26 protein-coding genes are annotated in these 26,186 nt (G+C 73.8%); 20 read left to right on the forward strand and 6 right to left on the reverse strand.

Annotated elements, in window-relative coordinates; all coding sequences use genetic code 11:
* Positions 1-22: 22 nt before the first annotated feature.
* The 5 genes from sucB (at position 23) to E4U91_RS10010 (ending at position 7,411) form a co-directional block, all read left to right on the forward strand.
* Positions 23-1,882 (forward strand): 2-oxoglutarate dehydrogenase, E2 component, dihydrolipoamide succinyltransferase, encoded by a 1,860-nt coding sequence (sucB, locus tag E4U91_RS09990; protein ID WP_137306519.1) that lies wholly within the window; start codon positions 23-25, stop codon positions 1,880-1,882.
* 186 nt (positions 1,883-2,068) lie between these two features.
* Entirely contained in the window at positions 2,069-2,692 is a 624-nt protein-coding gene (locus E4U91_RS09995; RefSeq protein ID WP_137306520.1) for a GntR family transcriptional regulator, read from the forward strand.
* Positions 2,693-3,042: 350 nt separating this feature from the next.
* A complete protein-coding gene (gene aceE, locus E4U91_RS10000; RefSeq protein ID WP_137306521.1) occupies positions 3,043-5,745 on the forward strand; it encodes a pyruvate dehydrogenase (acetyl-transferring), homodimeric type in 2,703 nt (900 codons plus the stop codon).
* 93 nt (positions 5,746-5,838) lie between these two features.
* Positions 5,839-6,813, forward strand: a complete 975-nt coding sequence (locus E4U91_RS10005) for a helix-turn-helix transcriptional regulator (RefSeq protein ID WP_137306522.1) — start codon at positions 5,839-5,841, stop codon at positions 6,811-6,813.
* Between the two features lie 79 nt (positions 6,814-6,892).
* Positions 6,893-7,411: a DUF4240 domain-containing protein gene (locus tag E4U91_RS10010; RefSeq protein WP_137310749.1), complete on the forward strand. Its 519-nt coding sequence runs from the start codon at positions 6,893-6,895 to the stop codon at positions 7,409-7,411.
* Positions 7,412-7,433: 22 nt separating this feature from the next.
* On the opposite strand, the gene E4U91_RS10015 is transcribed toward E4U91_RS10010, so the two are convergent.
* Positions 7,434-8,306 carry a peptidoglycan recognition protein family protein gene (locus E4U91_RS10015; protein ID WP_137306523.1) on the reverse strand — a complete coding sequence of 291 codons (873 nt, stop codon included), beginning with the start codon at positions 8,304-8,306 and terminating at the stop codon, positions 7,434-7,436.
* Positions 8,307-8,514: 208 nt separating this feature from the next.
* Between E4U91_RS10015 and E4U91_RS10020 the strand changes: the two genes are divergently transcribed.
* The gene (locus E4U91_RS10020) at positions 8,515-9,699 is read left to right on the forward strand and encodes a MarP family serine protease (RefSeq protein WP_137306524.1); all 1,185 of its coding nucleotides are present in this window, start codon (positions 8,515-8,517) and stop codon (positions 9,697-9,699) included.
* Between the two features lie 40 nt (positions 9,700-9,739).
* Here E4U91_RS10020 and E4U91_RS10025 read toward each other — a convergent pair whose 3' ends face one another.
* Entirely contained in the window at positions 9,740-10,237 is a 498-nt protein-coding gene (locus tag E4U91_RS10025; RefSeq protein ID WP_137306525.1) for a GNAT family N-acetyltransferase, read from the reverse strand.
* A 73-nt stretch (positions 10,238-10,310) separates the two neighbouring features.
* On the opposite strand from E4U91_RS10025, the gene E4U91_RS10030 reads away from it, so the two are divergent.
* Together E4U91_RS10030 and E4U91_RS10035 are read left to right on the forward strand one after the other, a co-directional pair.
* Complete coding sequence (locus E4U91_RS10030; protein WP_137306526.1) at positions 10,311-11,204, forward strand: TIGR01777 family oxidoreductase; 894 nt, start codon at positions 10,311-10,313, stop codon at positions 11,202-11,204.
* 180 nt (positions 11,205-11,384) lie between these two features.
* Entirely contained in the window at positions 11,385-12,833 is a 1,449-nt protein-coding gene (locus E4U91_RS10035; protein ID WP_137306527.1) for an NAD(P)/FAD-dependent oxidoreductase, read from the forward strand.
* Positions 12,834-12,852: 19 nt separating this feature from the next.
* Here the strand turns inward: E4U91_RS10035 and E4U91_RS10040 are convergent, their stop codons facing one another.
* Positions 12,853-14,292, reverse strand: a complete 1,440-nt coding sequence (locus tag E4U91_RS10040; protein WP_137306528.1) for an NsdA family TPR-like regulatory protein — start codon at positions 14,290-14,292, stop codon at positions 12,853-12,855.
* Between the two features lie 267 nt (positions 14,293-14,559).
* Between E4U91_RS10040 and lipB the strand changes: the two genes are divergently transcribed.
* From lipB to E4U91_RS10060, 4 genes are all read left to right on the forward strand, one after another.
* Positions 14,560-15,357, forward strand: a complete 798-nt coding sequence (gene lipB / locus E4U91_RS10045; RefSeq protein WP_137306529.1) for a lipoyl(octanoyl) transferase LipB — start codon at positions 14,560-14,562, stop codon at positions 15,355-15,357.
* A 135-nt stretch (positions 15,358-15,492) separates the two neighbouring features.
* Positions 15,493-16,458, forward strand: a complete 966-nt coding sequence (lipA, locus tag E4U91_RS10050) for a lipoyl synthase (RefSeq protein ID WP_137306530.1) — start codon at positions 15,493-15,495, stop codon at positions 16,456-16,458.
* A 270-nt stretch (positions 16,459-16,728) separates the two neighbouring features.
* Positions 16,729-16,932 carry an SCO2195 family GlnR-regulated protein gene (locus tag E4U91_RS10055; protein ID WP_137306531.1) on the forward strand — a complete coding sequence of 68 codons (204 nt, stop codon included), beginning with the start codon at positions 16,729-16,731 and terminating at the stop codon, positions 16,930-16,932.
* Positions 16,933-17,050: 118 nt separating this feature from the next.
* A complete protein-coding gene (locus tag E4U91_RS10060) occupies positions 17,051-17,752 on the forward strand; it encodes a DUF4191 domain-containing protein (RefSeq protein ID WP_137306532.1) in 702 nt (233 codons plus the stop codon).
* A gap of 188 nt (positions 17,753-17,940) precedes the next feature.
* On the opposite strand, the gene E4U91_RS10065 is transcribed toward E4U91_RS10060, so the two are convergent.
* Complete coding sequence (locus tag E4U91_RS10065) at positions 17,941-18,408, reverse strand: RDD family protein (RefSeq protein ID WP_137306533.1); 468 nt, start codon at positions 18,406-18,408, stop codon at positions 17,941-17,943.
* 207 nt (positions 18,409-18,615) lie between these two features.
* On the opposite strand from E4U91_RS10065, the gene glnA reads away from it, so the two are divergent.
* The 6 genes from glnA to pspAB all read left to right on the forward strand — a co-directional run bounded on the left by glnA (position 18,616) and on the right by pspAB (position 23,457).
* Positions 18,616-20,025, forward strand: a complete 1,410-nt coding sequence (gene glnA, locus E4U91_RS10070; RefSeq protein WP_137306534.1) for a type I glutamate--ammonia ligase — start codon at positions 18,616-18,618, stop codon at positions 20,023-20,025.
* Positions 20,026-20,157: 132 nt separating this feature from the next.
* Complete coding sequence (locus E4U91_RS10075; RefSeq protein ID WP_137306535.1) at positions 20,158-20,415, forward strand: SCO2583/SCO2584 N-terminal domain-containing protein; 258 nt, start codon at positions 20,158-20,160, stop codon at positions 20,413-20,415.
* Positions 20,416-20,417: 2 nt separating this feature from the next.
* Positions 20,418-21,185 (forward strand): hypothetical protein, encoded by a 768-nt coding sequence (locus E4U91_RS38910; protein WP_241678543.1) that lies wholly within the window; start codon positions 20,418-20,420, stop codon positions 21,183-21,185.
* Entirely contained in the window at positions 21,134-21,751 is a 618-nt protein-coding gene (locus tag E4U91_RS38915; protein ID WP_241678544.1) for a hypothetical protein, read from the forward strand. Before E4U91_RS38910 ends, E4U91_RS38915 begins: the two co-directional genes overlap by 52 nt.
* A 101-nt stretch (positions 21,752-21,852) precedes the next feature.
* Positions 21,853-22,767, forward strand: coding sequence for a zinc metalloprotease HtpX (gene htpX, locus E4U91_RS10085; protein ID WP_137306536.1), 915 nt, complete (start codon positions 21,853-21,855; stop codon positions 22,765-22,767).
* Positions 22,768-22,863: 96 nt separating this feature from the next.
* Complete coding sequence (gene pspAB / locus E4U91_RS10090) at positions 22,864-23,457, forward strand: PspA-associated protein PspAB (protein WP_137306537.1); 594 nt, start codon at positions 22,864-22,866, stop codon at positions 23,455-23,457.
* 4 nt (positions 23,458-23,461) lie between these two features.
* Here the strand turns inward: pspAB and E4U91_RS10095 are convergent, their stop codons facing one another.
* Entirely contained in the window at positions 23,462-23,743 is a 282-nt protein-coding gene (locus E4U91_RS10095; protein WP_137306538.1) for a hypothetical protein, read from the reverse strand.
* A gap of 228 nt (positions 23,744-23,971) precedes the next feature.
* Between E4U91_RS10095 and E4U91_RS10100 the strand changes: the two genes are divergently transcribed.
* The gene (locus tag E4U91_RS10100; protein WP_137306539.1) at positions 23,972-25,156 is read left to right on the forward strand and encodes a winged helix DNA-binding domain-containing protein; all 1,185 of its coding nucleotides are present in this window, start codon (positions 23,972-23,974) and stop codon (positions 25,154-25,156) included.
* Between the two features lie 187 nt (positions 25,157-25,343).
* Here E4U91_RS10100 and E4U91_RS10105 read toward each other — a convergent pair whose 3' ends face one another.
* On the reverse strand, positions 25,344-25,658 hold the full coding sequence (locus tag E4U91_RS10105) for a hypothetical protein (RefSeq protein WP_137306540.1): 315 nt from the start codon (positions 25,656-25,658) through the stop codon (positions 25,344-25,346).
* A gap of 143 nt (positions 25,659-25,801) precedes the next feature.
* Here E4U91_RS10105 and E4U91_RS10110 point away from each other — a divergent pair, with 143 nt between their 5' ends.
* The gene (locus E4U91_RS10110) at positions 25,802-26,161 is read left to right on the forward strand and encodes an arsenate reductase family protein (RefSeq protein ID WP_137306541.1); all 360 of its coding nucleotides are present in this window, start codon (positions 25,802-25,804) and stop codon (positions 26,159-26,161) included.
* The last annotated feature ends 25 nt before the right edge of the window (positions 26,162-26,186 follow it).

The raw sequence follows: 26,186 nt of genomic DNA on the forward strand, positions 1-26,186 counted from the left end.
TTCGTTAGGAGCAACCGAAACCATGGCGGTTTCCGTAACCCTTCCGGCGCTCGGCGAGAGCGTCACCGAGGGCACCGTCACCCGCTGGCTGAAGGCCGAGGGTGAGCGCGTCGAGGCCGACGAGCCGCTGCTCGAGGTCTCCACCGACAAGGTCGACACCGAGATCCCCTCCCCCGCCGCGGGCGTCTTGGCCTCCATCAAGGTCGCCGAGGACGAGACCGTCGAGGTCGGCGCCGAGCTGGCCGTGATCGACGACGGCACCGGCGCCCCGGCCGCCGAGCAGGCCCCCGCGGCCGAGCAGGCCCCGGCCGCCCAGGAGGTCGCCCCGCCGGCCCCCGAGCCGGCCCCGGCCGCGCAGCCCTCCACCGAGCAGTCCGCCCCGGCACCGGCGCCCAGCGCCGAGGCCGCGTCCGGCGGCGGTTCCGCCGAGGGCACGGACGTGGTCCTGCCCGCGCTCGGCGAGTCCGTCACCGAGGGCACCGTCACCCGCTGGCTGAAGTCGGTCGGCGACTCCGTCGAGGCCGACGAGCCGCTGCTCGAGGTCTCCACGGACAAGGTCGACACCGAGATCCCGGCGCCCACCTCCGGTGTGCTGCTGGAGATCGTGGTCGGCGAGGACGAGACCGCCGAGGTCGGCGCCAAGCTGGCCGTCATCGGCGCCCCGGGTGCCGCCCCGGCCGCCGCCCCGGCCGCTCCGGCTCCGGAGCCCGCCGCCGCTGCCCCGGCACAGCCCGCCGCCCCCGAGGCCCCGGCCGCCCCGGCGCAGCCCGCCGCCCCGGCTCCGGCCCCGGCGCAGCCCGCCGCTCCGGCCCAGGCCGCCCCGGCCCCGGCCCCGGCCCAGCCGGCGGCTCCGGCACAGCCCGCGGCCCCGGCTCCCGCGCCGGCCGCGCCCGCCCCGGTCACCCCGGCCCCGGCCGCCCCCGCGGCGCCCGCCGGCCAGGCGAGCGACGAGGGCGCCTACGTCACCCCGCTGGTGCGCAAGCTCGCCGCCGAGCACGGCGTCGACCTGGGCTCCGTCAAGGGCACCGGCGTCGGCGGCCGGATCCGCAAGCAGGACGTGGTCGCCGCCGCCGAGGCCGCCAAGGCCCCCGCCGCCGCCCCGGCCCAGGCCGCCGCGCCGGCCCCCGCCGCGAAGAAGGCCCCGACGCTCGAGGTCTCCCCGCTGCGCGGCCAGACCGTCAAGATGCCCCGCATCCGCAAGGTCATCGGCGACAACATGGTCAAGGCCCTGCACGAGCAGGCCCAGCTGTCCTCGGTGGTCGAGGTCGACGTGACCCGCCTGATGCGCCTGCGCGCCCGGGCCAAGGACTCCTTCGCCGCGCGCGAGGGCGTCAAGCTCTCCCCGATGCCGTTCTTCGTGAAGGCGGCGGCCCAGGCGCTGAAGGCCCACCCGGTCATCAACGCCAAGATCAACGAGGCCGACGGCACGATCACCTACTTCGACACCGAGAGCGTCGGTATCGCGGTGGACTCCGAGAAGGGCCTGATGACCCCGGTCATCAAGCACGCCGGCGACCTGAACATCGCCGGCATCGCCAAGGCCACGGCGGAGCTGGCCGGCAAGGTCCGCGGCAACAAGATCACCCCGGACGAGCTGTCCGGCGCGACCTTCACCATCTCCAACACCGGCTCGCGCGGCGCGCTCTTCGACACGATCATCGTGCCGCCGGGCCAGGTCGCGATCCTCGGCATCGGTGCCACGGTCAAGCGTCCGGCCGTCATCGAGACCGAGGAGGGCACGGTCATCGGCGTCCGCGACATGACGTACCTGACGCTGTCCTACGACCACCGTCTGGTGGACGGCGCCGACGCGGCCCGCTACCTGACCGCGGTCAAGGCGATCCTGGAGGCGGGCGAGTTCGAGGTCGAACTCGGCCTGTAACCCCCCGACGCCCACGGCACCCCGTCCGGAACTCCTCCGGGCGGGGTGTTCCGCGTTCGCCGTCACACCGCCGTCACACCCGGCGTGTAAGCCTCGTCTCACCTGCACCCCAGCACGCCCAGGCGTCCCACCGGCGGAGCGAACCGGCCGTATTGTCTAAACGTCAGCCTTCCCGAAGGAGCCCTCATGACCGCGCCCGTCGTCCACTCGCTGCGCGAACAGATCCGCGAGCACATCGTGGAGGGGATCGTCAGCGGGCGCTGGCAGCCGGGCGAGCGCATCGTGGAGCGCCGGATCGCCACCGAGCTGGAGGTCAGCCAGACCCCGGTCCGCGAGGCCCTGCGCGAGCTGGAGTCGCTGCGGCTGATCGAGTCGGCCCCCAACAAGGGCGTGCGGGTCCGCAACCTCACCGCGGCCGACCTGGAGGAGAGCTACCCGGTCCGGGCGGGCCTGGAGGCGATCGCGGCGGAGCTGGCGGCGGAGCGGCTGGCGGCCGACTGCTCGGCGCTGGAGCCGCACGTGTCGGCCCTGTACGAGGCCGACCGCAACGCCGACGGCACCGCCCAGGTGCGGCACACCGTCGGCTTCCACCGCGAGCTCGTGCGCGCCGCGCACAACTCGGTGCTGCTGCACACCTGGGAGGGCCTCGGCATCGAGGTCTTCACGGCCCTGTCGATCCGCTGGCTGGGCACGGTCCAGCAGTCGTACGCGGAGGAGCACGAGGAACTGGTCCAGGCGTTCCAGCGCCGCGACCCCCGCATCGCGGACCTGGTCAAGTCCCACGTCCTGGGCTGCGCCCCCCGCGCCTGACGAGCCGCCATCGGCGCGGGAACCGCGCTCGAAGGGGCGCGGGGAACTGCGCGACCAGCCACCCCCGGACCCGCACCCGCCACCCCACCGCACCACCCGAGCTCCCCCGCGCTCACCTGCACAAACACCTACCTCAGCACGTCACCCGGTGCCACCGCCGGAGGCACCCCGTGCCGACTTTCTCGTGATCAAGAGGTTTTGCCCCTCAACCCTTTGATCGATCATCGATCAGCGAGTTACAGTCGCCGACGGGCTTCCACCGAAGCTCCAGCCCTGTCCTGCCAAAGACCGAGGGCACCCCCGAACCCTTGACGATGAGGGAACCCCCTTCGACTGAGGAAGGCGGCGACATGACCGACCCCAACGCCATCCAGCCGAGCGAGCTCGACCAGCTCCCGGACCGCGACCCCGAGGAGACCGCCGAGTGGCAGGCCTCGCTGGACGCGGTCGCCAAGGCGGCCGGCCCGCACCGTGCCGCGTACCTGATGCGCCGCACGCTGGAGCGCGCGGAGGGCACCGGCGTCGCGCTGCCCAAGCTCCTCGAGACGGACTACGTCAACACCATCCCCACCGCCGCCGAGCCGGCCGTTCCCGGTGACGAGATCCTGGAGGACCGCATCACCGCGTGGAACCGCTGGAACGCGGCCGCGATGGTGACCCGGGGCGCCAAGCACGGCGTCGGCGGCCACATCGCCACCTTCGCCTCGGCGGCCTGGCTGTACGAGACCGGCTTCAACCACTTCTTCCAGGGCAAGGAGGGGAACGGCTCCGGCGACCAGCTCTACATCCAGGGCCACGCCTCCCCCGGCATCTACGCCCGCGCCTTCCTCGACGGCCGGCTCACCGAGCAGCACCTGGACAACTTCCGCCAGGAGTCCGGCGGCAACGGCCTGCCGTCCTACCCGCACCCGCGCCGGCTGCCCTGGCTGTGGGAGTTCCCGACGGTGTCGATGGGCCTCGGCCCGCTGTCGGCGATCTACCAGGCCCGCTTCAACCGGTACCTGACGGCCCGCGGCGTCAAGGACGTCTCCTCGTCCCACGTGTGGGCGTTCCTCGGTGACGGCGAGATGGACGAGCCGGAGTCGACCGCCGCGCTCGCCCTGGCCGCCCGCGAGGGCCTGGACAACCTGACCTTCGTCATCAACTGCAACCTGCAGCGCCTCGACGGTCCGGTCCGCGCCAACTTCAAGATCGTGCAGGAGCTGGAGGCCCAGTTCCGCGGCGCCGGCTGGAACGTCGTCAAGACGCTCTGGGGCACCGCCTGGGACGAGCTGTTCGCCCTGGACACCACCGGCGCACTCGTCCGCCGGCTGCGCGAGGTACCCGACGCGCAGGTGCAGACGTACCAGACGCGCGACGCCGCCTACATCCGCGAGGACTTCTTCGGCAAGGACCCGGCGCTCGCCGAGATGGCGAAGCTGCTGGGCGACGACAAGATCCTCGAGTGCTTCCACCTCTCCCGCGGCGGCCACGAGTCCCGCAAGGTCTACGCCGCCTACCGGGCCGCGCTCGCCCACCGGGGCGCCCCGACCGTGATCCTGGCCCAGACCGTCAAGGGCCACACCCTCGGTGAGGGCTTCGCGTCGAAGAACGCCAACCACCAGATGAAGAAGCTGTCGGTGGACGAGTTCAAGGCGATGCGCGACCGCCTGGACCTGCCGATCAAGGACAGCGACTTCGTCGACGGCGTGGTCCCCTACGGCCACCCCGGCGCCGACTCCCCCGAGGTCCGCTACCTCCAGGAGCGCCGCGCGGCCCTCGGCGGCCCGGCCCCGGCCCGCCGCGTGCACCCGCTCCCGGCGCTGCCCGCCCCCGCGGAGAAGGCGTTCGCGTCCTTCGACAAGGGCTCCGGCTCCCAGAACGTGGCCACCACCATGGCCTTCGTCCGCCTGGTCAAGGACCTGGTCCGGGACAAGGAGACCGGCCGGCGCTGGGTGCCGATCGTGCCCGACGAGGCGCGCACCTTCGGCATGGAGTCGCTGTTCCCGTCGCTCGGCATCTACTCGCCCAAGGGCCAGACGTACGAGCCGGTCGACCGCGACCAGCTGATGTACTACAAGGAGGCCAAGAACGGCCAGATCCTCAACGAGGGGATCACCGAGGCCGGTTCGATGGCCGACTTCATCGCCGCGTCGACGTCGTACGCGACGCACGGCGAGCCGATGATCCCGTTCTACATCTTCTACTCGATGTTCGGCTGGCAGCGCACGGCCGACCAGATGTGGCAGCTCGGCGACCAGCTCGGCCGCGGCTTCCTGGTCGGCGCCACGGCCGGCCGCACCACGCTGACCGGCGAGGGCCTGCAGCACGCCGACGGCCACTCGCCGGTGATCGCCGCGACGAACCCGGCCGCGCTGTCGTACGACCCCGCGTTCGCCTACGAGATCGCGGTGATCGTCCGTGAGGGTCTGCGCCGGATGTACGGCGAGGCCCGGCCGGGCGAGGACAGGGACGTCTTCTACTACCTGACGGTCTACAACGAGCCGCTGCCGCAGCCGGCCAAGCCGGCCGCCCCCGGCATCGACGAGGGCATCGTCAAGGGCCTGTACCGCTTCAACACGGCGGAGTCCGCGGGCGTCACCGTCCCGGCCAACGCCCCGCGCATCCAGCTGCTGGGCTCCGGCACGGCGATCCACTGGGCGCTGAAGGCGCAGCAGCTGCTGGCCGACGAGTGGGGCGTGGCGGCCGACGTGTGGTCCGCGACCTCCTGGACGGAGCTGCGGCGCGACGCGCTGGAGGCGGACGCCGCCCTGCTGCGCGGCGAGGAGCGAGTGCCATACGTCCGGCAGGCCCTGCACGGGGCCGAGGGCCCGGTGCTGGCGGTGTCCGACTACATGCGCCAGGTCCCGGACCAGATCGCGCAGTGGGTCGACCAGGACTGGTCCTCGCTGGGCGCCGACGGCTTCGGCCTCTCCGACACCCGCGAGGCGGCCCGCCGCCACTTCGGTGTCGACGCCGAGTCCGTCGTCGTGGCGGCCCTGGCCCAGCTGGCCCGCCGCGGCGAGGTCAAGGCCGCGGCGGTGAAGGAAGCCCGGGAGAAGTACGGCCTGTAGGACCTGGGGTCCCGACAGAGACGAAGGGGTACGGCGTCACCGCCGTACCCCTTCGCTGTCTGTGCTGTCAGTGGGGGTCGGCATCATGGCCCCATGCGTGCTGCCCGGCTGATCAAGATGGTGCTGCTCCTGCAGTCACGGCCCGCCATGACCGCGGCCGAGCTGGCGCGGGAGCTGGAGGTGTCGGAGCGGACCGTCACCCGGGACGCGCAGGCGCTGTCGGAGGCGGGCGTGCCCGTGTACGCCGACCGGGGACGGGCCGGCGGGTACCGGCTGGTCGGGGGGTACCGGACGCGGCTGACGGGGCTGGCGCGCAGCGAGGCCGAGGCGCTGTTCCTGAGCGGGGTGCCGGGGGCGCTGCGCGAGATGGGGTTGGAGGACGTGGCGTCGGCGGCCCGGCTGAAGGTGTCCGCGGCCCTGCTGCCCTCGCTGCGGGACGCGCCGCGCAGCGCGGCCCAGCGGTTCCACCTGGACGCGCCGGCCTGGTTCCGGGACCCGGAGACGCCCGCGCCGCTGCCCGTGGTCGCGCAGGCGGTGTGGGACGACCGGCGCCTGGACGCCCGGTACCGGCGGGGGGCGGAGGAGGTCGATCGGGAGCTGGAGCCGTACGGCCTGGTGCTGAAGGCGGGCGTCTGGTACCTGTGCGCACGGGTCGTGGGCGCCGGTTCCTTCCGCACCTACCGCCTGGACCGGTTCGTCGCCGTGACCGCCCGGGAGGAGCGGTTCGAGCGGGACGCCGCGTTCGACCTGCCGGCGTTCTGGGCCGGGCAGGCCGAGCGGTTCGGGCGGTCGATCCTGCGCGCCGAGGTGGTCGTCCGGCTGTCCCCGGCGGGCGTGCGCGCGCTGCCGTACGCCGTCGACCCGGCCGTCGCGCGCGAGGTGCTGGAGCGGGCGGGGCCGCCCGACGCAGACGGCTGGACCGCGCTGACGCTGCCGGTGGAGTCCGAGGAGGTCGCCCACTCCCAGCTCGCCTCGCTGGGCCCGGAGGCGGAGGTCCTGGAGCCGGTGTCGCTTCGCGAGCGGTTCCGGGAGGACGCCCGGCGTCTCGCACAGGTGTACGGCCTCTGAAAGTCTTCACGCTCCGCCCACGCAATCCCCCGCACTCCGCGTGCGTCGGCCCCGTCCAGGCACGATGCTGGACCACGTGATGGACGAGACGCAGTTCTGGGAGCTGGTGGACACGGCCCGTGAGGCCGCCGAGGGCGATCCCGAGGAGCAGGCCGACCTGCTGGTGTCCCGGCTGCTCGACCTGGACCCGGACGCGGTGCTGGACTTCGCCCGTCACTTCGAGGCCCGCTACCACCGCGCCTACCGCTGGGAGCTGTGGGGCGCCGCCTGGGTGCTGCTGGACGGGGCGAGCGACGACGCCTTCGACTTCTTCCGCTGCTGGCTGATCGGGCAGGGCCGGGAGGTCTTCGAGGGCGCCCTGCACGACCCCGACTCGCTCGCCGACCTGCTGGACGACTTCGACGAGGAGATCGACGGCGACGGCGAGGAGCTGGGCTACGCGGCGGACGAGGCGTACGAGCAGCTCACCGGGACCGTGGCGCCCGACCTCGGCCTCCCGGCCGCGGCCGCCGAGCCGGAGGGCACCCCGATCGACTTCGAGGACGAACAGGCCCTCGCCGACCGGTACCCGAAACTGTGGGACCGCTTCCGCGAGTAGCTCGCCCCGGGGCACCCGCCGGCTAGGGGCCCGCCGCGGTGCGGCCCTGGAGGCGGGCGGCCTCGGTGCGGATCGCGGGCAGGAGGGCGGACAGGGCCTCGCCCGGGCAGGTGGTCCGGTAGCCCTCCCGGTGGCCGGCGATGACGTGCAGCGTGGCGGTGGTGCCGGCGGGGTACCGGCTGAGGCTGTTGGTGGAGGTGAGGCGGACCGTGCCGCGCGGGTCGGCGCCGGACGGGCCGAGCTTCCACGCGGCGAGTGCCGCGATGGCCTCGGTCATGGCCCGCGGGACGGGCACCCCGGCGGTGAAGGTGCCGATCGCGGCGATGCCGGTGGTGCGGTGGTTGAAGCCCTGGGTGTGGGCGCCGGTGACGGCGCGGTCGACCCCGCCCGCGCGGCCCTCGTAGACGGTGCCGCAGCGGTCGACGAGGAACTGGTAGCCGATGTCGTCCCAGTCGCGGCTGCCGGTCTGGCCGGTGTACAGGGTGCGGATCACGGCGGGGGTGTCGGCGCAGTCGTAGTCGTTGGGCGTGTCGGTGTGGTGGACGAACACGGCGACGACCCGGTCGTCGTAGCGCGGGGGCGGCTGGGCGCGGCGGGTGCGCGCGTCGAGCCAGGTGCTGCGGGGCAGGATGCGGGGCCGCGGCGCGGTGTGCGGGACGGCCTTCGCTGCGGCCGGGTGGGCGCGGCGGGCGGCGGACGCGGAGCCGGCGGCGTCGTCGATCCCGCCCGCGCACAGCGGCAGCGCCAGCGCGGCGGCGAGCCCGGGCAGACAGCCCAGCAGGACGAGCACCGGGCGCGGCGCCCGGAGGCCCGGTGGCCCGGGCCGGCGTATCCGCGCGGGGCGCCGTTCCCGGGGGCCCCGCCCGGTGCGGGAGGCCGGTCGGAAGGCACGCATGGTCCCACTCTGGGGGGATTCCGCGCCGTCCGCGATGTGTGCTGTGCCACCCGGTGGAACCATCGTCCCGGTCCGCGGCGTTTTTGGGGTACACACACGCGTGACGGGCTCCGGACGGCACGCGAGCGTGCTGATCACCGGGCCCGTCCCCCGCGTATGAAGGGGTCCGTCCCCCGCGTACGGAGGGGTCCTAGAGAAAGGCGGCTCCGTGGACCTGCTCGACATCCTGCTGGTGCTGGTCGTGCTCGCCTACGCCGCGTCCGGTTACCGGCGCGGGCTGGTGGCCGGGTGCGTGTCGCTCGCCGGCTTCGTGGGCGGCGCGGTGGTCGGCGTGTGGGTGCTGCCGTGGGTGATGGACCTGGTGACCGCGGGCAGCACGGCGGCGACGGTGACCGCGGTGTTCACCGTGCTGGTGCCGGCGGTGGTGGGGCACGAGCTGGCGGGGCGTCTGGCGCTGCGGCTGCGCCGGGAGTTGGACCGCGGACCGCTGCGGGTGGCCGACGGCGTCGGCGGCGCCGCGGCGAACGCGCTGGCGGTGCTGATCGTGGCGTGGGTGGCGGCGAGCGTGCTGGGTGCGTCCTCCTCGCCGGTGGTCACGTCGGCGATCCGGGACTCCCGGCTGCTGGGGACGGTGCAGGAGGCGATGCCGGACACCACGCCGGCGTGGTTCTCGCGGGCCACCTCCGCGCTCACCCAGGCGGGCTTCCCGCAGGTGTTCAACCCGTTCGAGAACGAGTCGACGGCCGAGGTCCCCCGCCCCACCGGGGACAGCGTCACGGCGAGCGCGGCCGACGCCGCCCGGCTGAGCACGGTGAAGATCGAGGGCGCCTCGGGCGCCCAGGGCCGCGAGGGCAGCGGGTTCGTGTACGCGCGCGAGCACGTGATGACCAACGCCCACGTGGTGGCGGGCATCGACCGGCCGACGGTGCAGATCGGCGGGGTCGGCCGGGCGTACCCGGCGCGGGTGGTGCTGTTCGACCCGCGCAAGGACGTCGCCGTCCTGTACGTGCCGGGCCTGACCGCGCCCGTGCTGGGCTTCGACGACGACGCCGGGCGCGGCGACCGGGCGGTGGTGGCCGGCTACCCGCAGGACGGCGGCCTCGACCTCCAGGCGGCGACGGTCGCCAACCGGGTGCGGGCGACCGGGCGGAACATCTACAACGACGCGGTCGTCACCCGGGAGATCTACTCGATCCGCTCCACGGTGCGCCCCGGCAACTCCGGCGGCCCGCTGCTGACCACCGACGGCCGGGTCTACGGCGTGGTGTTCGCCCGCTCCACCTCGGACGCGGAGACGGGGTACGCGCTGACCGCCGACGAGGTGGCCGGCGACGCCCGGCGCGCGGCGGCCGCGACGGCCCCGGTGGACACCGGCCGCCTGATCGACTCGTAGCCGCCCGCGCCCCGCCCCGTCGGGTGGACCGCCCGGCCGGCTACAGGAACCGCCCCATGCACACGTCGTCGACGTACGCCCCGTCGAGCAGGAACTCCTCGGGCAGCACGCCCTCGACGACGAAGCCCTCGGCCTCGTACAGCGCGCGGGCGGGGGCGTTGTGGCCGAGGACGCGCAGGGTGAGGCGGCGGGCGCCGCGCCGGCGGGCCTCGTCGACGGCCGCCCGGATCAGCGCCCGGCCGACGCCCCGGCCGCGTGCCTCCTCGGCGACGGCGAGGCCCTGGATCTGGCGCACGTGCGCGTTGGCGGCGAGCGGGGTGGGGAAGCCGAGGCGGACGTAGCCCGCGAGGCGGCCGTCGAGCTCGGCCACGAGGTGGTCCCCGGGCGCGTGCCGCTCATCGAAGAAGGGCGGGTACGGCGGCTGCGGCCGGGGGGTCACGGCGTGCCGCGTCGACCAGACACGGCGGTCCAGTTCCGCCAGATCCGCGTCGTCCCCGGGGACGGCGGTACGGACGCGGAGGGTGTGCGAGAGGGGCATGGGGGCCACCTTAGGACGTGCGTCCGAAAGTCGGGCACGGGTTTTCGTGCGGTCCCGGGGCAGGATGGGACGCATGCGACGCATTGCGGTGGCCGGCGCTTCCGGCCTCATCGGCAACGCCCTGGTGCGGTCCCTGACGGCCGACGGGCACGAGGTGCGCCGGCTGGTCCGGCGGGCCGCCCGGGGCCCGCAGGAGGTCTGCTGGGACCCCGAGCGGGAGTACGTGGACGCGGCCGGTCTCGCCGGGTGCGACGCGGTCGTCAACCTCGCCGGGGCCGGGGTCGGCGACCGGCGCTGGAGCGAGGCGTACAAGAAGCGCATCCACGACAGCCGGGTGCTGGGCACCCGGGCGCTGGCCCGGGCCGTCGCCGCCCTCGACGAGCCGCCGCGCGTGCTGGTGAACGGCAGCGCGATGGGCATCTACGGCGAGACCGGTGAGCGGATCGCCGACGAGGACGCGCCGCCGGGACGGGGGTTCCTGCCGGAGCTGTGCGTGGAGTGGGAGGCCGCGGCGGCGCCCGCCGAGGAGGCGGGCGTGCGGACGGCGTTCGCGCGCACCGGACTGGTCGTGGCCCGTCAGGGGGGCGCCTGGGGGCGGCTGTTCCCGCTGTTCAAGGCCGGGCTCGGGGGGCGGATGGGCGACGGGCGGCAGTACTGGTCGTACATCGCGCTGCACGACGAGGTCGCCGCGATCCGGCACCTGCTCGACCGGGACGACCTGTCGGGGCCGTTCAACCTGACCGCACCCGAACCGCTGACGAACCGTGAGATCACCGAGGCGATGGGGCGGGTGCTGGGCCGGCCGACGGTGTTCGCGGTGCCGGCGCCGGTGTTGCGGACGGTGCTGGGCGAGATGGCCGGGGACGTGCTGGGCAGTGCGCGGGTGGTGCCCAGGAGGCTGCTGGAGTCGGGGTTCAGGTTCGCGTACCCGGGGATCGACGACGCGATCCGGGCCGCGCTGGCCTGATCCCGCCGCCGCGGGCCCGACCGGCTCTGCCCGTATGCGACCGTCGTGCGACCGTGCTCTGCTCATGCGCGACTGTCCATGACCGGTTCCGGTCCTACTCTTCGACGCGAACTCGGGTATCCCGAACGGTTGTTGGGGGCATGACGTCCCCACCGGCCGCGCAACCTCGAGGAGGGGCACGTGCTTCAGCCCGCGTACCAGGCAGACGTCGTCGTGGTGGGAGCCGGGGTCGCCGGACTCTCCGCCGCCCATCGGCTGATCAGCGCAGGTGTAACGACCGCAGTCCTGGAGGCCGCCCCTTGTGTGGGCGGCCGCATGTCGACCGAGAAGGTCGACGGGTTCCGGCTCGACCGCATCGGACAGCTGCTGTCCACGGCGTATCCCGAACTGGCCCTGGCACCGGCGCTGGCCGCGCTGGCGCTGCGGTCCTTCGCCCCCGGTGTGCTGCTGCACAGCGACGGGCGCCACCACCACGCCGGCGCGCAACCGGGTGCGGGGGGCGCACGGGGCGCACTCCACGCGGTGCGCGCCCTGGCGAGCGCACCCCGGCCGTCGGGACTCCCCCGGTCCGCCGGGCTGCCCCGGCCGCGCACCGGCACACCGAGGCCGGCGGCCCCCCACGGCGGGGCCGGCGCACCCGGGCCGGTGCCCGCGCCCAAGGCCCGGCCGGGCGCCCCGCTGGGCACCGCCGTGGACCAGGCCCGGCTCGGGGGCGCGCTGACCCGGCTCGCGACCACCCCGGTGGAACGGCTGCTGCGCCGCCCGGAGCTGCCGGCCGGCCAGGCCCTCGCGGCCCGCGGACTGCCCGCCGGCACCATCGACGGGTTCCTGCGCCCGCTGCTGGCCGCGCTGCTGTGCGACCCGGAGCTGTCGACGTCCAGCCGGTGCGCGGACCTCGCGCTGCGGGCCTTCGCGGCGGGGCGGCTGTGCGTGCCGGAGGGCGGCGCCGACGCGCTGCCCGAGCTGCTCGCACGGACGCTGCCGCCGGGCACCGTGCACACCGGGGTGCGGGTCACCTCGGTCGCCACCGACACCGTGACCACCGCCGAGCACGGGGAGTTCCGCTGCCGGGCGGTGCTGGTCGCCACCGACGGGGTGACGGCGGCGGAGCTGCTGCCGGGGCTGCGGGTGCCGGACTTCCACCCGGTGACCGTCGTGCACCACACCACGGACGAGCCGCCGGCGACGGGCGGGTCGCTGCTCCTGGACGCCGACCGCGGCGGTCCGGTCGCGCACACGGCGGTGGTCAGCGAGGTCGACCCGAGCCGGGCGCCGGCGGGCCGCGCCCTGGTGTCGTCCACCGTGCTCGGCCCGCCCCCGGCCGACGTCGACACGGCGGTGCGCATCCACCTGGCCCGGCTGTACGGCGTCCCCACCGGGCGCTGGGAGACGCTCGCCGTGCACCACACCCCGCGGGCCGTCCCGGCGATGCGTCCCCCGCACGACCTGCGGCGTCCGGTACGGCTGCTGGCGGGCCTGTACGTGTGCGGCGACCACCGGGACACCAGCACCGTGCAGGGGGCGCTGCACTCGGCCCACCGGGCGGCCCGGGCGATCCTCACCGACCTCGGCGCCGCGGGCTCCCTGCACCGCGCGGACCCGGCCCGCACGACGGCCAGAGCCGCCTGACCCGGCCGCCCGGCCCCGGCTACCCGAGGGCCGCGGCGACCTTGTCGCGGTAGGTGCGGACGGCGGCGGCGTCCTTGTACGGCTCCAGCCGGCGCTCGAAGTCCCTGACGTACTCCACCGCCCGCACCGACCTCATCTCGGCCGCCTGGCCCGCCGCCTCGGCGGCGAGCCGGCAGGCCTGGTCCAGCTCACCGAGGCCGAGGCGGGCGGAGGCGAGGACGATCCGGCAGAACAGCCGGGAACGGGCGTACGCGGCGGGCCGCAGCTGCAGGGCTCGCTCGGCGTGCTGCGCGGCCGCGCGGAACTGCTGGAGGTCGCGGTGGCAGTGGCCGAACTCGTCGGCGAGCTGCGCCTCGTCGAAGAAGCGCGCCCAGTGCGGCACCTCGTCGCCCTGCTTGGCCGTCTCCAGGGCGCGCTCGGCGCGCACCAGCGACGCGGTGCAGGCCCGGACCTCGCCGAGCACCCCGTGCCCGCGCGCCTCGACGGCGTGCAGCAGGGCCTGCACGCCGGGCGGCGCGTGGCTGCCCGCGCCCTGCTGCGCCACGCGCGCGAGCTGCACCGCCTCCCGGCCGTGCCCGAGGTACACCGCCTGGCGGCTCATGGTGATCAGCACGTACGCCCCGTAGGCCCGGTCCCCGGCCGCCTGGGACAGCCGCAGGGCCTGCACGAAGTAGCGCTGGGCGAGCCCGTGCGCGGCGATGTCGTACGAGGTCCACCCGGCGAGGCGGGTGAGGTCGGCCGCGGCGGCGAACAGGCGGCGGCCGGTCTGCTCGCCGTAGGTGCCGCGCAGCATCGGCTCGCACTCGTGCTCCAGGTAGCGCACGAGGGCCTGGCGGGCGTGCCCGCCGCCGTACTTGTCGTCGAGGCTGCGGAACAGCTCGCCGACCGAGCGCAGGGCGGCGATGTCGCCGCCGGTGACGCGCTGGCCGGGGGCGCGTTCGGTCTGGGACCGCTGGCGGGGCACCGCGGCGCGGCCCTGGGCGGGCACCCGCGGGGGCTGCTCGCCGCGGGCGACCCGCTCGTCGGGCTTGCCGATCAGCCAGTCCCGGCTGGGCACCACGAGTCCCGCCGGGGTGAAGGCGATCTTGCGCAGCTCGGCGTGGCTGCCGGAGTCCTTGCGCCACAGCCCGCTGACGATGTCGACGGCCTCCTCCGGGCTGCCGGCGAACTCCAGCCCGGCGTACACGGGCGCGCAGGCGTCCAGGCCGAGGTCCTGCGCGGTGAGCCGGCGGCCCAGGCGGCGGGTGAAGACCTCGGCGATGAGCGCCGGGGTGGTGCCGCGCGGCTGCTGCCCGCGCAGCCAGCGGGTGACGGAGGTCTTGTCGTATCTGAGATCCAGTCCGTGCTCCAGACCGAGCTGGTCGACGCGCCGGGCCAGACCCGCGTTGGAGAACCCCGCTTCTGCGATGAGCGCGGCGAGCTGGCGGTTGGGGGTGCGCTGCGCGGGTCGTTCCGTCATCTGCGGTGCGGTCTCCTGCCTTCCGCGCACCCGAAGTGCGTGGATTGCCTCTGAGCAGCCCTTTTTGGCCTGGTGAACGGCGCGAATGTAGCGGAGAGTGAGCAGCCGCTCGCACGTTCCGGCGGGCATTCATCCGATCGTGTGAGGATTGGCCCCGAGGCTGACGCGCGACCGGCAGTCGTACAGTGGCGTTGGCGCGTTTCATGCCTTACGGCGTCCGGCGCACACCGACGCCGCGTGCCGACGACTTCGAGGGAGGCGCTTGCCGTGAGTGAGTTGCGGTTCGTCCGCATGGGGTTCGGCGCGGACGCCGTCGAGTACCGGGCGGCCTGGGACGAGCAGCGCCGGGTGCACGCGGCCCGGTTCGCCGACGAGGTCCCGGACACCGTGCTGCTCCTGGAGCACCCGCCCGTCTACACGGCGGGCCGGCGCACCGCCGACAGCGAGCGGCCCCTGGACGGGACCCCGGTGATCGACGTGGACCGCGGCGGCAAGATCACCTGGCACGGCCCGGGCCAGCTCGTCGGCTACCCCATCCAGAAGCTGCCCCGCCCGGTGGACGTCGTCGCGCACGTGCGGCGCCTGGAGGACGCGCTGATCCGCACCTGCGCGGAGTTCGGCCTGGAGACCACCCGGGTCGAGGGCCGCAGCGGGGTGTGGGTGCTCGGCGACCCGGTCGAGCAGCGCCCCGCGCTCGGCGGGCTCTCCCTGGACTTCGACCCGCGGCTGCACGACGAGGAGTTCGACCCCCGGCTGAACGGCCCGGAGTACGCCCCGTCCAACGCCGGCCAGCGCCGCGAGGACCGCAAGATCGCCGCCATCGGCATCCGGGTCGCCAAGGGCGTGACGATGCACGGCTTCGCCCTCAACGTGAATCCCGACAACGCCTGGTTCGACCGCATCATCCCGTGCGGCATCCGGGACGCGGGCGTCACCTCCCTGGCCAACGAGCTGGGCCGGGACGTCACCCTCGACGAGGTCCTGCCGGTCGCCGAGCGGCACCTGCGGGACGTGCTGGAGAACGCGGAGCTCAGGCCCCGGGCGGTCGAGCGCGCGTCGGCCTGAGCCCGCCCCCGGGACCGGGCGGAAGGCCCACCGGATCGACGAGGTCGGTCCCACCGGGGAGTCACAACCCACGGGCGTACCCTGGTGTACGCCGAAGAATCGAAGTCTTCGTTCATCGATGAGCAGGGAGCCGACGTGTCCGCAGTCACCCCCGACGGACGCAAGATGCTGCGCCTGGAGGTCCGCAACAGCCAGACCCCCATCGAGCGCAAGCCCGAGTGGATCAAGACTCGGGCGAAAATGGGTCCCGAGTACACGAAGATGCAGAACCTCGTGAAGAGCGAGGGCCTGCACACCGTCTGCCAGGAAGCCGGCTGCCCCAACATCTACGAGTGCTGGGAGGACCGGGAGGCGACCTTCCTCATCGGCGGCGACCAGTGCACCCGGCGCTGCGACTTCTGCCAGATCGACACGGGCAAGCCCGAGGCGCTGGACCGCGACGAGCCGCGCCGCGTCGGCGAGTCCGTGGTCACCATGGACCTGAACTACGCCACCATCACCGGCGTCGCCCGCGACGACCTGGAGGACGGCGGCGCCTGGCTGTACGCCGAGACGGTCCGCCAGATCCACGCGCAGACGGCGCAGCGCGAGGGCGGCCGCACCAAGGTCGAGCTCCTCGCGCCCGACTTCAACGCGGTCCCCGAGCAGCTCGAAGAGGTCTTCTCGGCCCGCCCCGAGGTCTTCGCGCACAACGTCGAGACGGTCCCGCGGATCTTCAAGCGGATCCGCCCCGGCTTCCGCTACGAGCGCTCCCTGAAGGTGATCACCGCCGCGCGCGACTTCGGCCTGGTGACCAAGTCGAACCTGATCCTCGGCATGGGCGAGACCCGCGAGGAGGTCGTGGAGGCGCTCCAGCAGCTGCACGACGCCGGCTGCGAGCTGATCACCATCACCCAGTACCTGCGCCCCTCCGTGCGCCACCACCCGGTGGAGCGCTGGGTCAAGCCGCAGGAGTTCGTGGAGCTGAAGGAGGAGGCCGAGCGGATCGGCTTCTCCGGCGTGATGTCCGGGCCGCTGGTGCGTTCCTCGTACCGCGCGGGCCGGCTCTACCAGATGGCCATCGAGAAGCGCGGCACCTTCGTGGCCGTCCAGGCCGTCTGACCCCGGCCGACCGCACGCGGTCGGCCACGGGGCCAACCGTGTGAACTCGCGCACAAGAACCTACTGGCCGGTAACGGCCGATTCGACGCGGTCCCGTCCGTCCTCGCAGATGAGGGGGTACGACGGGGCCGCGTCCGTCGTCGAGTGACGCGCATCAAGGTTTCATCGCCGTTTGACCGGTCGGTCACGCACTGGTAACACCAAACAGTGACCCTTGCATCACACCACGTAGGCCGTACCGCCCACGCCGCATACGAGGGGGATCCCCACATGCAGGCCGCGCCACCCGTCCGCGCCACCGCCATCCCGTCCTTCACCGACGCCCTGCGCGCCGTCGAGTCGCTGCTGATGAGCGGCGGCCAGCGCACCGCCCGCCGCAACGCCTGGACCTCCGTGCTGGAGGACCGCCGCCGCGCCAAGGACCGCGTCGAGGCGCAGCGGGTCCTCGACCAGGCCGCGACCCTCACCTCCTGAGGCACCGCCGGGCACCTGACTCACCTCCGGCCGCGGAGGGCGCCGTTCCGCCTTCCTGCCGGGCACCGGCCGGGCACTGCCGTCGAAGGCACTCCCGGGGCCACGTAGACTTCGTGCCATGGCGAGGAAGGAAACCGCAGCGGACGCTGCGAACCCCGGGCGACTGAAGCAGATCGCCCTGACCTACAAGATGACCAGCAAGGTCGACAAGAAGATCGGTCTTGTACTCGCGGCTGTCGGGATCGTCACCTTCGGTGTCTTCCTCGCGATCGGCTTCCTGATCGGTCACCCCATCTATCTCGGCATCCTGGGCCTCCTGCTCGCCTTCCTCGCGACGGCGATCGTGTTCGGGCGCCGGGCCGAGCGGGCGGCCTTCGGGCAGATGGAGGGCCAGCCGGGCGCCGCAGCGGCCGTGCTGGACAACATCGGCCGGGGCTGGAGCACCACCCCCGCGGTGGCGATGAACCGCAGCCAGGACGTGGTGCACCGGGCCGTCGGCAAGGCCGGCATCGTCCTGGTCGCCGAGGGCAACCCGAACCGGGTGAAGAGCCTGCTGGCCGCCGAGAAGAAGAAGATGAACCGCATCGTCGCGGACGTCCCGGTGCACGACGTGATCGTCGGCACGGGCGAGGGCCAGGTCGAGCTGAAGAAGCTGCGCACCACCCTGCTGAAATTCCCGCGCGTGCTCACCGGCCCGCAGGTCACCGCGACCAACGACCGGCTGCGGGCGCTCGGCGACCTGATGAGCAACATGCCGCTGCCCAAGGGCCCGATGCCCAAGGGCATGAAGCTGCCGAGGGGCGGCCCCAAGGGCCGCTGACACCGGCCACACGTGGACACGTATACGGCGAGGGGCGCCCGGATCACTCCGGGCGCCCCTCGTCGTACGTCTGGGGTCCCCGTACGTCTGCGGTCGCCGTACGTCTGCGGTCGCCGTACGTCTGCGGTCGCCGTACGTCTGCGGTCGCCGTACGTCTGCGGTCGCCGTACGTCTGCCGTCCCGATCCGCTAGATGCGCACCTCGACCGTGCGGGCCAGGCGGTCGTGCAGGCCACGGCCGTCGCGGTCCCAGATCAGGGCGGGGACGGCCAGGCACAGCAGGACGGTGCGCAGCAGGGCGCGCAGCGGGTTGACCGTGCCGGTGTCCAGGGCGAGGACCCGGATGCGGAAGAGGCGCTTCCCGGGTGTGAAGCCCACCGTGCCGACCGTCAGGGCGCTCATCACGAAGAAGACGAGCAGCGCCCAGTTGCTGGTGGCGGGGGTGTAGCCGTCGGTGATGAGGCCGTATGCGATCAGGACGCACAGCGCCCAGTCCACGGCCAGCGCGCCGAGGCGGCGCCCGGGGCGGGCGATCGAGCCCGGTCCCTCCTCCGGCAGACCCAGCTGCCGTCCCCGGTATCCGAAGTCGGCACCGGCGTCCTCCATGGCCGCGCGCGGCCCGGAGAGCCACGATCCCATTGCTCGCCTGTTGTCCACGCGACCACGGTACTGCGCCCGCGGGCCACGGCTGCTACCCGGGGTGTCCGGGTACTAGGCTCGAACAAGGCCGGTTAACTTCAGCGAAACAAATGGGTCACGCACGAGAAATCACCCGTCCCTAGGGTCGGGGAAGCGTGTGCCACCCGCACTGGCCGCACGAACGATCTACCACCCCGGCAGGCGGTCGGGAGTAGGAGGAGCTGGATGTTCCAGAACGCCGACGAGGCCAAGAAGTTCATCGCGGACGAGGACGTCAAGTTCGTCGACGTCCGGTTCTGCGACCTGCCGGGCGTCATGCAGCACTTCACGGTGCCCGTCGAGGCGTTCGACCCGGACGAGGAGCTCGCCTTCGACGGATCGTCGATCCGTGGTTTCCAGGCGATCCACGAGTCCGACATGGCGCTGCGCGCGGACCTGTCGACCTCCCGGATCGACCCGTTCCGCCGGGACAAGACGCTCAACATCAACTTCTTCATCCACGACCCGATCACGGGCGAGCAGTACTCCCGCGACCCGCGCAACGTGGCGAAGAAGGCGGAGGCGTACCTGGCGTCGACCGGCATCGCCGACACCGCGTACTTCGGCCCCGAGGCCGAGTTCTACGTCTTCGACAGCGTGCGCTTCGCCACCTCGGCGAACGAGTCGTTCTACCACATCGACTCCGAGGCGGGCGCCTGGAACACCGGCGCGGTGGAGAACAACCGCGGCTACAAGGTCCGCTACAAGGGCGGCTACTTCCCGGTGGCCCCGGTCGACCACTTCGCCGACCTGCGCGCCGAGATCTCCCTGGAGCTGGAGAAGTCCGGCCTGAAGGTCGAGCGCCAGCACCACGAGGTGGGCACCGCCGGCCAGGCGGAGATCAACTACAAGTTCAACACGCTGCTCGCCGCGGCCGACGACCTGCAGCTCTTCAAGTACATCGTGAAGAACGTGGCGTGGCGCAACGGCAAGACCGCGACCTTCATGCCGAAGCCGATCTTCGGTGACAACGGCTCGGGCATGCACGTGCACCAGTCGCTGTGGAGCAACGGCGACCCGCTGTTCTACGACGAGGCCGGCTACGCGGGCCTGTCGGACACCGCCCGCTACTACATCGGCGGCATCCTCAAGCACGCCCCGGCGCTGCTGGCCTTCACCAACCCGACGGTGAACTCCTACCACCGCCTGGTGCCGGGCTTCGAGGCGCCGATCAACCTGGTGTACTCGCAGCGCAACCGCTCCGCCGCGATGCGCATCCCGATCACCGGGTCCAACCCGAAGGCCAAGCGCGTCGAGTTCCGCGCGCCCGACTCCTCCGGCAACCCGTACCTGGCCTTCTCGGCGCTGCTGCTGGCCGGCCTGGACGGCGTCAAGAACAAGATCGAGCCGGCCGAGCCGATCGACAAGGACCTGTACGAGCTGGCTCCCGAGGAGCACGCGAACGTCGCCCAGGTCCCGACCTCCCTCGGCGCCGTCCTCGAGGCCCTCGAGGCCGACCACGAGTTCCTCCTCCAGGGCGACGTGTTCACGTCCGACCTGATCGAGACGTGGATCGACTTCAAGCGCACGAACGAGATCGCGCCGCTGCAGCTGCGTCCGCACCCGCACGAGTTCGAGCTGTACTTCGACGTGTGACATCACCCCGGGCCGGAGCGGGTCTCCGCTCCCCCGGGCCGGCCGGCGCCCCCGCTCCTGTTCCGCAGGGCGGGGGCGCCGTCGTATCGTGCCTGCACAGCTGTTCGACGAGGTGACGGGGGAGACACGGGGATGTCCGAACAGGACGACACCCAGCGGGAGTACGACCTGCGGTGGGCCGACGCCGCCGAGCACAAGGAGCCCTCGGCGCGGGCGCGGATGCTCGCCGCCCGCTGGAAGGACGACCCGCCGCGGCCCCAGCCCTTCCGGAGCGACCCGGAGCCGAGGACGGCCCGGCGCTCGTCGTGGGCGTCGACCGCGATCGTGCTGGGGTGCGTGGTGGCGGTGATCCTGGTGCTGGGGTACGCGCGGTTCCAGGCGCCGTACTAGACGTGCCGGTGTACGACGACCCGCGTGCGGGAGAGGCCGCCGCGGTGCGGCTCGCGCGGGGCGAGGCCGTGCAGGGCGTCCTGGACGGGGACGACCCCCGGGCGTGGCTCGCGCTGGACGCGGGGGTGCGGCGCGTGGCCTGGTGGTGTGCCGGGGCGGAACGGGCCGAGTGGGAACGCGTCGCCCCGTTGCCCGACGATCCGGCGGGGCTCGATGCCCCGCGGTACGCGCTCGCCCTGTGCCATCGCGACGGGCGGGTGCGGGAGGCCGCCGTGCGCGGCGTGGCCGCCCACCCCTCGCTCCTGCCGTTGCTCGTCGTGCGCGCCGCCGACTGGGGCGCGCCGGTGCGGCAGGCCGCACGGCAGGTGCTGCGGGAGCTCGTGGACGGGGACGCCGTCGGCGAGGGCGGCCCCGGAACCGTCGTCGGGCTCGCGCCCGTGATCCTCCTCGTGGGCCGGCGGGAGCGCGGGGCCTTCGGTGTCGCGCTGCTGGACGAGGTGCTGCGCGACCCGTCCCGGGCGTGGCCGCCCGCGCTGCTGTCCCACGGCGACCCGGCCGTGCGGCGTCACGTCCACCGGCTGGCGGTCGGGACGGGCCGCCTCTCCCCCGCCGAGCTGGCCCGCACCGCCGCCGACGACGCGGACACGGTCGTCCAGTCCCTGTGCGCGGACGCGGCCCTGGCCGCCGTGCCCGAGGGCCGGGGCCCTGCGAGGAGGTCGTGGGTCCGCTGCTCGCGGCACGCTCGCCGCGGGCCCGGTCGGCCGGGGTGACCGCGCTGCGGCGCACCGGGGAACCGGAGCGGGCCGTGGCGTTCCTGGCCGACCGGTCGGCGGTGGTCCGGGCCTGCGCGCGGTACGTCGTACGGCAGGCCGGGGGCGATCCGGTGGCGTGGTACCGGGAGCGGTGCGCGCGGGCCGGGGATCCGCTGCTGCCGCCGGGAGCGGTCATCGGGCTCGCGGAGTGCGGGGAGCGGGCGGACGCCGACACGCTGTGGGCGCTGCTCGCGCACCCCTCGGCCGCCGTCCGGGCCCGCGCCGTGGCCGGGCTGCGGGTGCTCGACACCGCCGACGTACGACGGCTGCACCCGCTGCTCGACGACCCCGCGCCCGGTGTCGTGCGCGAGACCGTGCTCGCCGTGGAGCCCTCGGTGCACCTGCTGTCCGACGAGTGGCTGGGCGAACGGCTCGACGCCGGGCGGCCCCGGCACGTGCGCGTGGGCGCGTTGCGGCTGGCGTTCCGCCGGGGCGGGAGCGCGCGGGCCCGGGCGCTGCGGGTCGCGCGGGAGGACCCCGATCCGGTGGTGCGCGCCTGGGCGGCGCGGGAGGCTGCGCGCTGACGGACCTTTGCTGCTCCTAGGCCCGATCGGGAGGGGTTCATGGGGAGGGGCGGAGGCACACTGGCTGGAGGGACGAGTGCCCGAGAGCTGGGTGGTGGAATATGCGGAGTCGTTTTCGCAGTGATCCGCGGCTGACCGTGCGGATGACGGTCACCCTGTTCCTGCTGGGCCTGTTGTACGTGGCGTTCGTGGTCGCGCTGGTGCTGCTGCTGAAGTCGTGGCTGCTGGTGGTGGTCGTGGCGGCGGCGCTGCTCGGCGCCCAGTACTGGTTCTCCGACCGGATCGCGCTGTTCGCGATGCGCGGGCGGGTCGTGGAGCGGGAGGAGTACCCCGAGCTGCACGCCGTGGTGGACCGGCTGTGCGCGCTGGCCGACATGTCCAAGCCGGTGGTCGCCGTGTCCGCCATGGAGATGCCCAACGCGTTCGCCACCGGGCGCAACCCCGACCACGCCGTGGTGTGCGTGACGACCGGGCTGCTGCGGCGGCTGGAGCCCGCCGAGCTGGAGGGCGTGCTCGCGCACGAGCTGTCGCACGTGGCGCACAAGGACGTCGCCGTCATCACCGTCGCGTCGTTCCTCGGTGTGATCGCCGGGCTGATCGTGCGGTTCGCCTTCTACTCCGGCCTCTTCGGCGGGCGCCGGGACCAGAACACCGCCGCCGTGCTCGCCGCGGTCATGGGCGTGTCGATCGCCGTGTACGCGCTCAGCTTCCTGCTGATCAGGGCCCTGTCCCGGTACCGGGAGCTGGCCGCGGACCGGGCGGCGGCGCTGCTGACCGGCCGGCCCTCCGCGCTGGCGTCGGCGCTGACCAAGGTGTCCGGCGACATCGCCCGGATCCCGACCCGTGACCTTCGCACCGCCCAGGCCTTCAACGCCTTCTACTTCACCCCGGCCGCCGGCCGCGAGCCCGGCATCGAGCGGATCTTCTCCACCCACCCGACGCTCCGGCAGCGCGTCGAGCAGCTGGCCCGCATCTCCGCCGAACTCGGCGAGGCCGCGACGCCCGGCCGGGGCTGAGGGACCGGGGCCGAGGGACCGGGGGACTGAGGGACCGAGAGACTGAGGGACTGAGGGACTGAGGGACTGAGGGACTGAGGGACTGAGGGACTGATCATGGGGCTGCTCGACATCCTGCTCGGCCGCACCAAGCCGGTCGCGCCCGACCTCGACCGGCTGTTCGCGCTGCCCTCGGCGGCGGTCACGCTGGAGGCCGCGACCGGGTTCACGCCGACCGGGCACGGCGCGGTGTGCTTCGCCACGGTGGAGGGCGCCGCCTTCGAGCAGACCCACCGCGAGGTACGGGCGCTGCTGGACGCCGACACCGACCGCACGGGCCCGCCGGTGGACCTCGTCCGGGACGACCACGGCTACTCCTGGCTGGTCTCGCGCCGCTCCCCCGGCGAACTGTCCCTCCTGGTCAACGACCTGCACGCGGTGAACAGTTCCATGGAGGTCAACGGCTTCGGCCCGCAACTGCTGTGCTCGCTCGCGGGGTTCCGCGCCGCCGACCCGGGCGACGGCCGGCGCCTGGCCCTGGTCTACCTGTACAAGCGGGGCACCTTCTACCCGTTCGCGCCGCTGCCCGGTCCGGGGCAACGGCGCGACAACGCGCTCGAACTCCAGGTGCGGGGGGCGCTCTCCGGCGACCTCGGCATCGAGCAGGACCTCGGCCGGTGGTTCCCCGTGTGGGGCGCCCCCGGCCTCTGAGGCGCTACTTGGTCTTCTCGCGCGCCTGGCGGCGGGCCTCGACGGGGCGCTCGCGACGGTAGCGGCGCTCCCACTTGGCCTGCGTGTCCCGGCGGTCGCGGTACGCCTTGTACGACGTCGGCGCCGCGCCGCCGGCCGGTCCCGTGGCGGGCGGCACGGAGGACGACGTGCCGCGTCCGTACCGCACGTACAGGAAGAGCACCGCAACCGCGGCGAGCCAGTAGAGCTGGTTTCCGAATCCCAGGACGACCAGGACGAGGGTCCCGGACAGGACGATGGTCCCCATGACGGGCCTCCGTAGGTGTGGTGGGTGACTGGCGGTGACGGTCCCCTCCGTCCCGCGGGCTCCAGCGTAGGGAGTTCGTCACACACCGTGCACCTGCTTTTCCCGACGGGGCCGGGCCCCCAGCCGTGGGGACGGGCCGTTGTCAGTGGTGGCGGGCACGATGGAGGGGCGGGCCGGCGACTGGGGGCCGGCGGTGCGGCGCGGGACGGGGAGACCTGGGAGGTCGGCATGGCGGACGGACGGCGGTACGTGGGCGCGGCGGAACGGCGGGCCCGGCTCGCCCTGCGGCACCGGCTCACGGCGGGGGCGCGGGCCGGGAGCCCGGAGGACGTCGCCGACTCGCTCGTGGCGCTGCACGGGAGCGATCCGGCGACGGTGTACCTGGCGATCGGGGCGCGGCTGACCGACCCGGCGTCGACGGTGGCCCGCACGGACCGGGCGCTGTACGAGGACCGGTCGCTGGTGCGGATGCACGGCATGCGGCACACCGTGTTCGTCTTCCCGACCGACCTGACCGCGGTCGTGCACGCCTCGACGGGGCTCACTGTGGCGGCGCGGGAGCGGGCGATGCTGGTGAAGAGCATGGCGCAGGCCGGGGCGCCGGACGCGGTGTGGCTGAAGGAGGTCGAGGAGTCGGCGCTGGCCGCGCTGGGCCGGCTCGGGCAGGCGACGGCGGCCGAACTGGCCCGCGAGGAGCCGCGGTTGCGGGAGCAGTTCGTGTACGCGGCCGGGAAGAGCTACGAGGGCGTGCACACCGTCGGCACGCGCCTGCTGAAGGTGCTGGGCGTCGAGGGCAAGGTGGTGCGGGGCCGGCCGCTGGGTTCCTGGACGTCGAGCCAGTTCCGGTGGGCGCTCGCGCCCGCGCACCCGGAGCTGGACGCGTCCGTGGCGCAGGCGGAGTTGCTGCGGCGCTGGCTCACGGTGTGCGGACCGGCCACCGAGGCGGACCTCAAGTGGTGGACGGGGTGGCGGGTCACGGAGGTGCGGCGGGCGCTCGCGGCGATCGGGGCGCGGGAGGTCATGGTCGACGAGGGACCGGCGTACGTCACGGAGGACGACGAGGAGGCGGTGCCGGAGGCCGGGGAGCCCTGGGCGGCGCTGCTGCCCGCGCTGGATCCGACGGCGATGGGCTGGCAGCAGCGGGACTGGTACCTGGCACCGGAGTTGCGGGACGCCCTGTTCGACCGGAGCGGCAACGTGGGGCCGACGGTGTGGTGGGACGGCCGGGTGGTGGGGAGTTGGGCCCAGCGTCCGTCCGGCGAGGTGGTGTGGCGGCTGCTGGAGCCGGTGGGCCGGGAGGCGGAGACCGCGGTGGAGGAGGCCGCGGCGACCCTGCGGGCATGGCTGAACGACACGAGGGTGACCCCCCGTTTCCCGACCCCACTGGAGAAGGAACTGCGCGGCCGGGCGTGAGGGCACCGACCGAACACGGACGCGCGTGCCGACCTCAGGGGCGCAGGGCACTGCGCATTCCAGCCCAGGCGCGCGCACCCACCCCCAGGGGCGCGGGGAACTGCGCGACCAGCCCCCGCCGGCCCGCAGCCGCACACGGACAGGACCCGGCTCCCCCCGACACCGGGCCCCGTCACAGCGACAGCGTCTAGCGGGTGTACTTCATCAGCGCCCGCACCATGTGGCACGTGGTGTCGGACGGCGGGTGCACGCCGATCATCTCGGCGGTGGTGCGGATCGTGTCGTTGCGGGCCTGGTGGGGCAGGTACACGCCCGAGTCGAGCAGGGCGATGGCCAGACGCATCGCCTTCAGGCGGCGGTTGTGGCCGACGTACCACTCGCGGGGGCGGCCGGGCGGCAGCGGGCGCTTCTCCACCGGCTCGTAGGGCAGGTCGAGCAGGACGGGACGCTTCGCGGTGGACTGGGTCGGCAGCGGCGTGGACTTCATGGCGGCAGCGGGCACAGGCATCCTCCTGTCGCGGTCAGGACCGGACCCGGACGCCCCGGATCCGGTCCTCGAACACTGCTTCTATTTTACCGCCCCCCACTGACAAAAGCCCCTGGCCACAGGCGCATTCAGGCCGCACGCGCGCTACCGTGAGCCCCATGGAGATCTGGATCAACCCGGCCTGTTCCAAGTGCCGCAGCGCGCTCACCCTGCTCGACGCGGAGGGTGCCGACTACACCGTCCGCCGCTACCTGGAGGACGTCCCGACCGAGGACGAGATCCGGGAGGTCCTCGGCCGGCTCGGCCTCGAACCGTGGGACATCACCCGCACCCAGGAGCCCGCCGCCAAGGAGCTGGGGCTCAAGGACTGGCCGCGCGACGAGGCCGCCCGCGACCGCTGGATCACCGCGCTCGCCGAGCACCCCAAGCTCATCCAGCGTCCGATCATCACCGCCGAGGACGGCACGGCGGTGGTGGGCCGTACGGAGGAGGCGGTGCGGGACGCCCTGTCCCGGTAGCCCAGCCGGCGTGACACAGGTCACT

The sequence above is a fragment of the Streptomyces lasalocidi genome (assembly GCF_005280215.1).
Classification (GTDB): Bacteria; Actinomycetota; Actinomycetes; order Streptomycetales; family Streptomycetaceae; genus Streptomyces; species Streptomyces longwoodensis.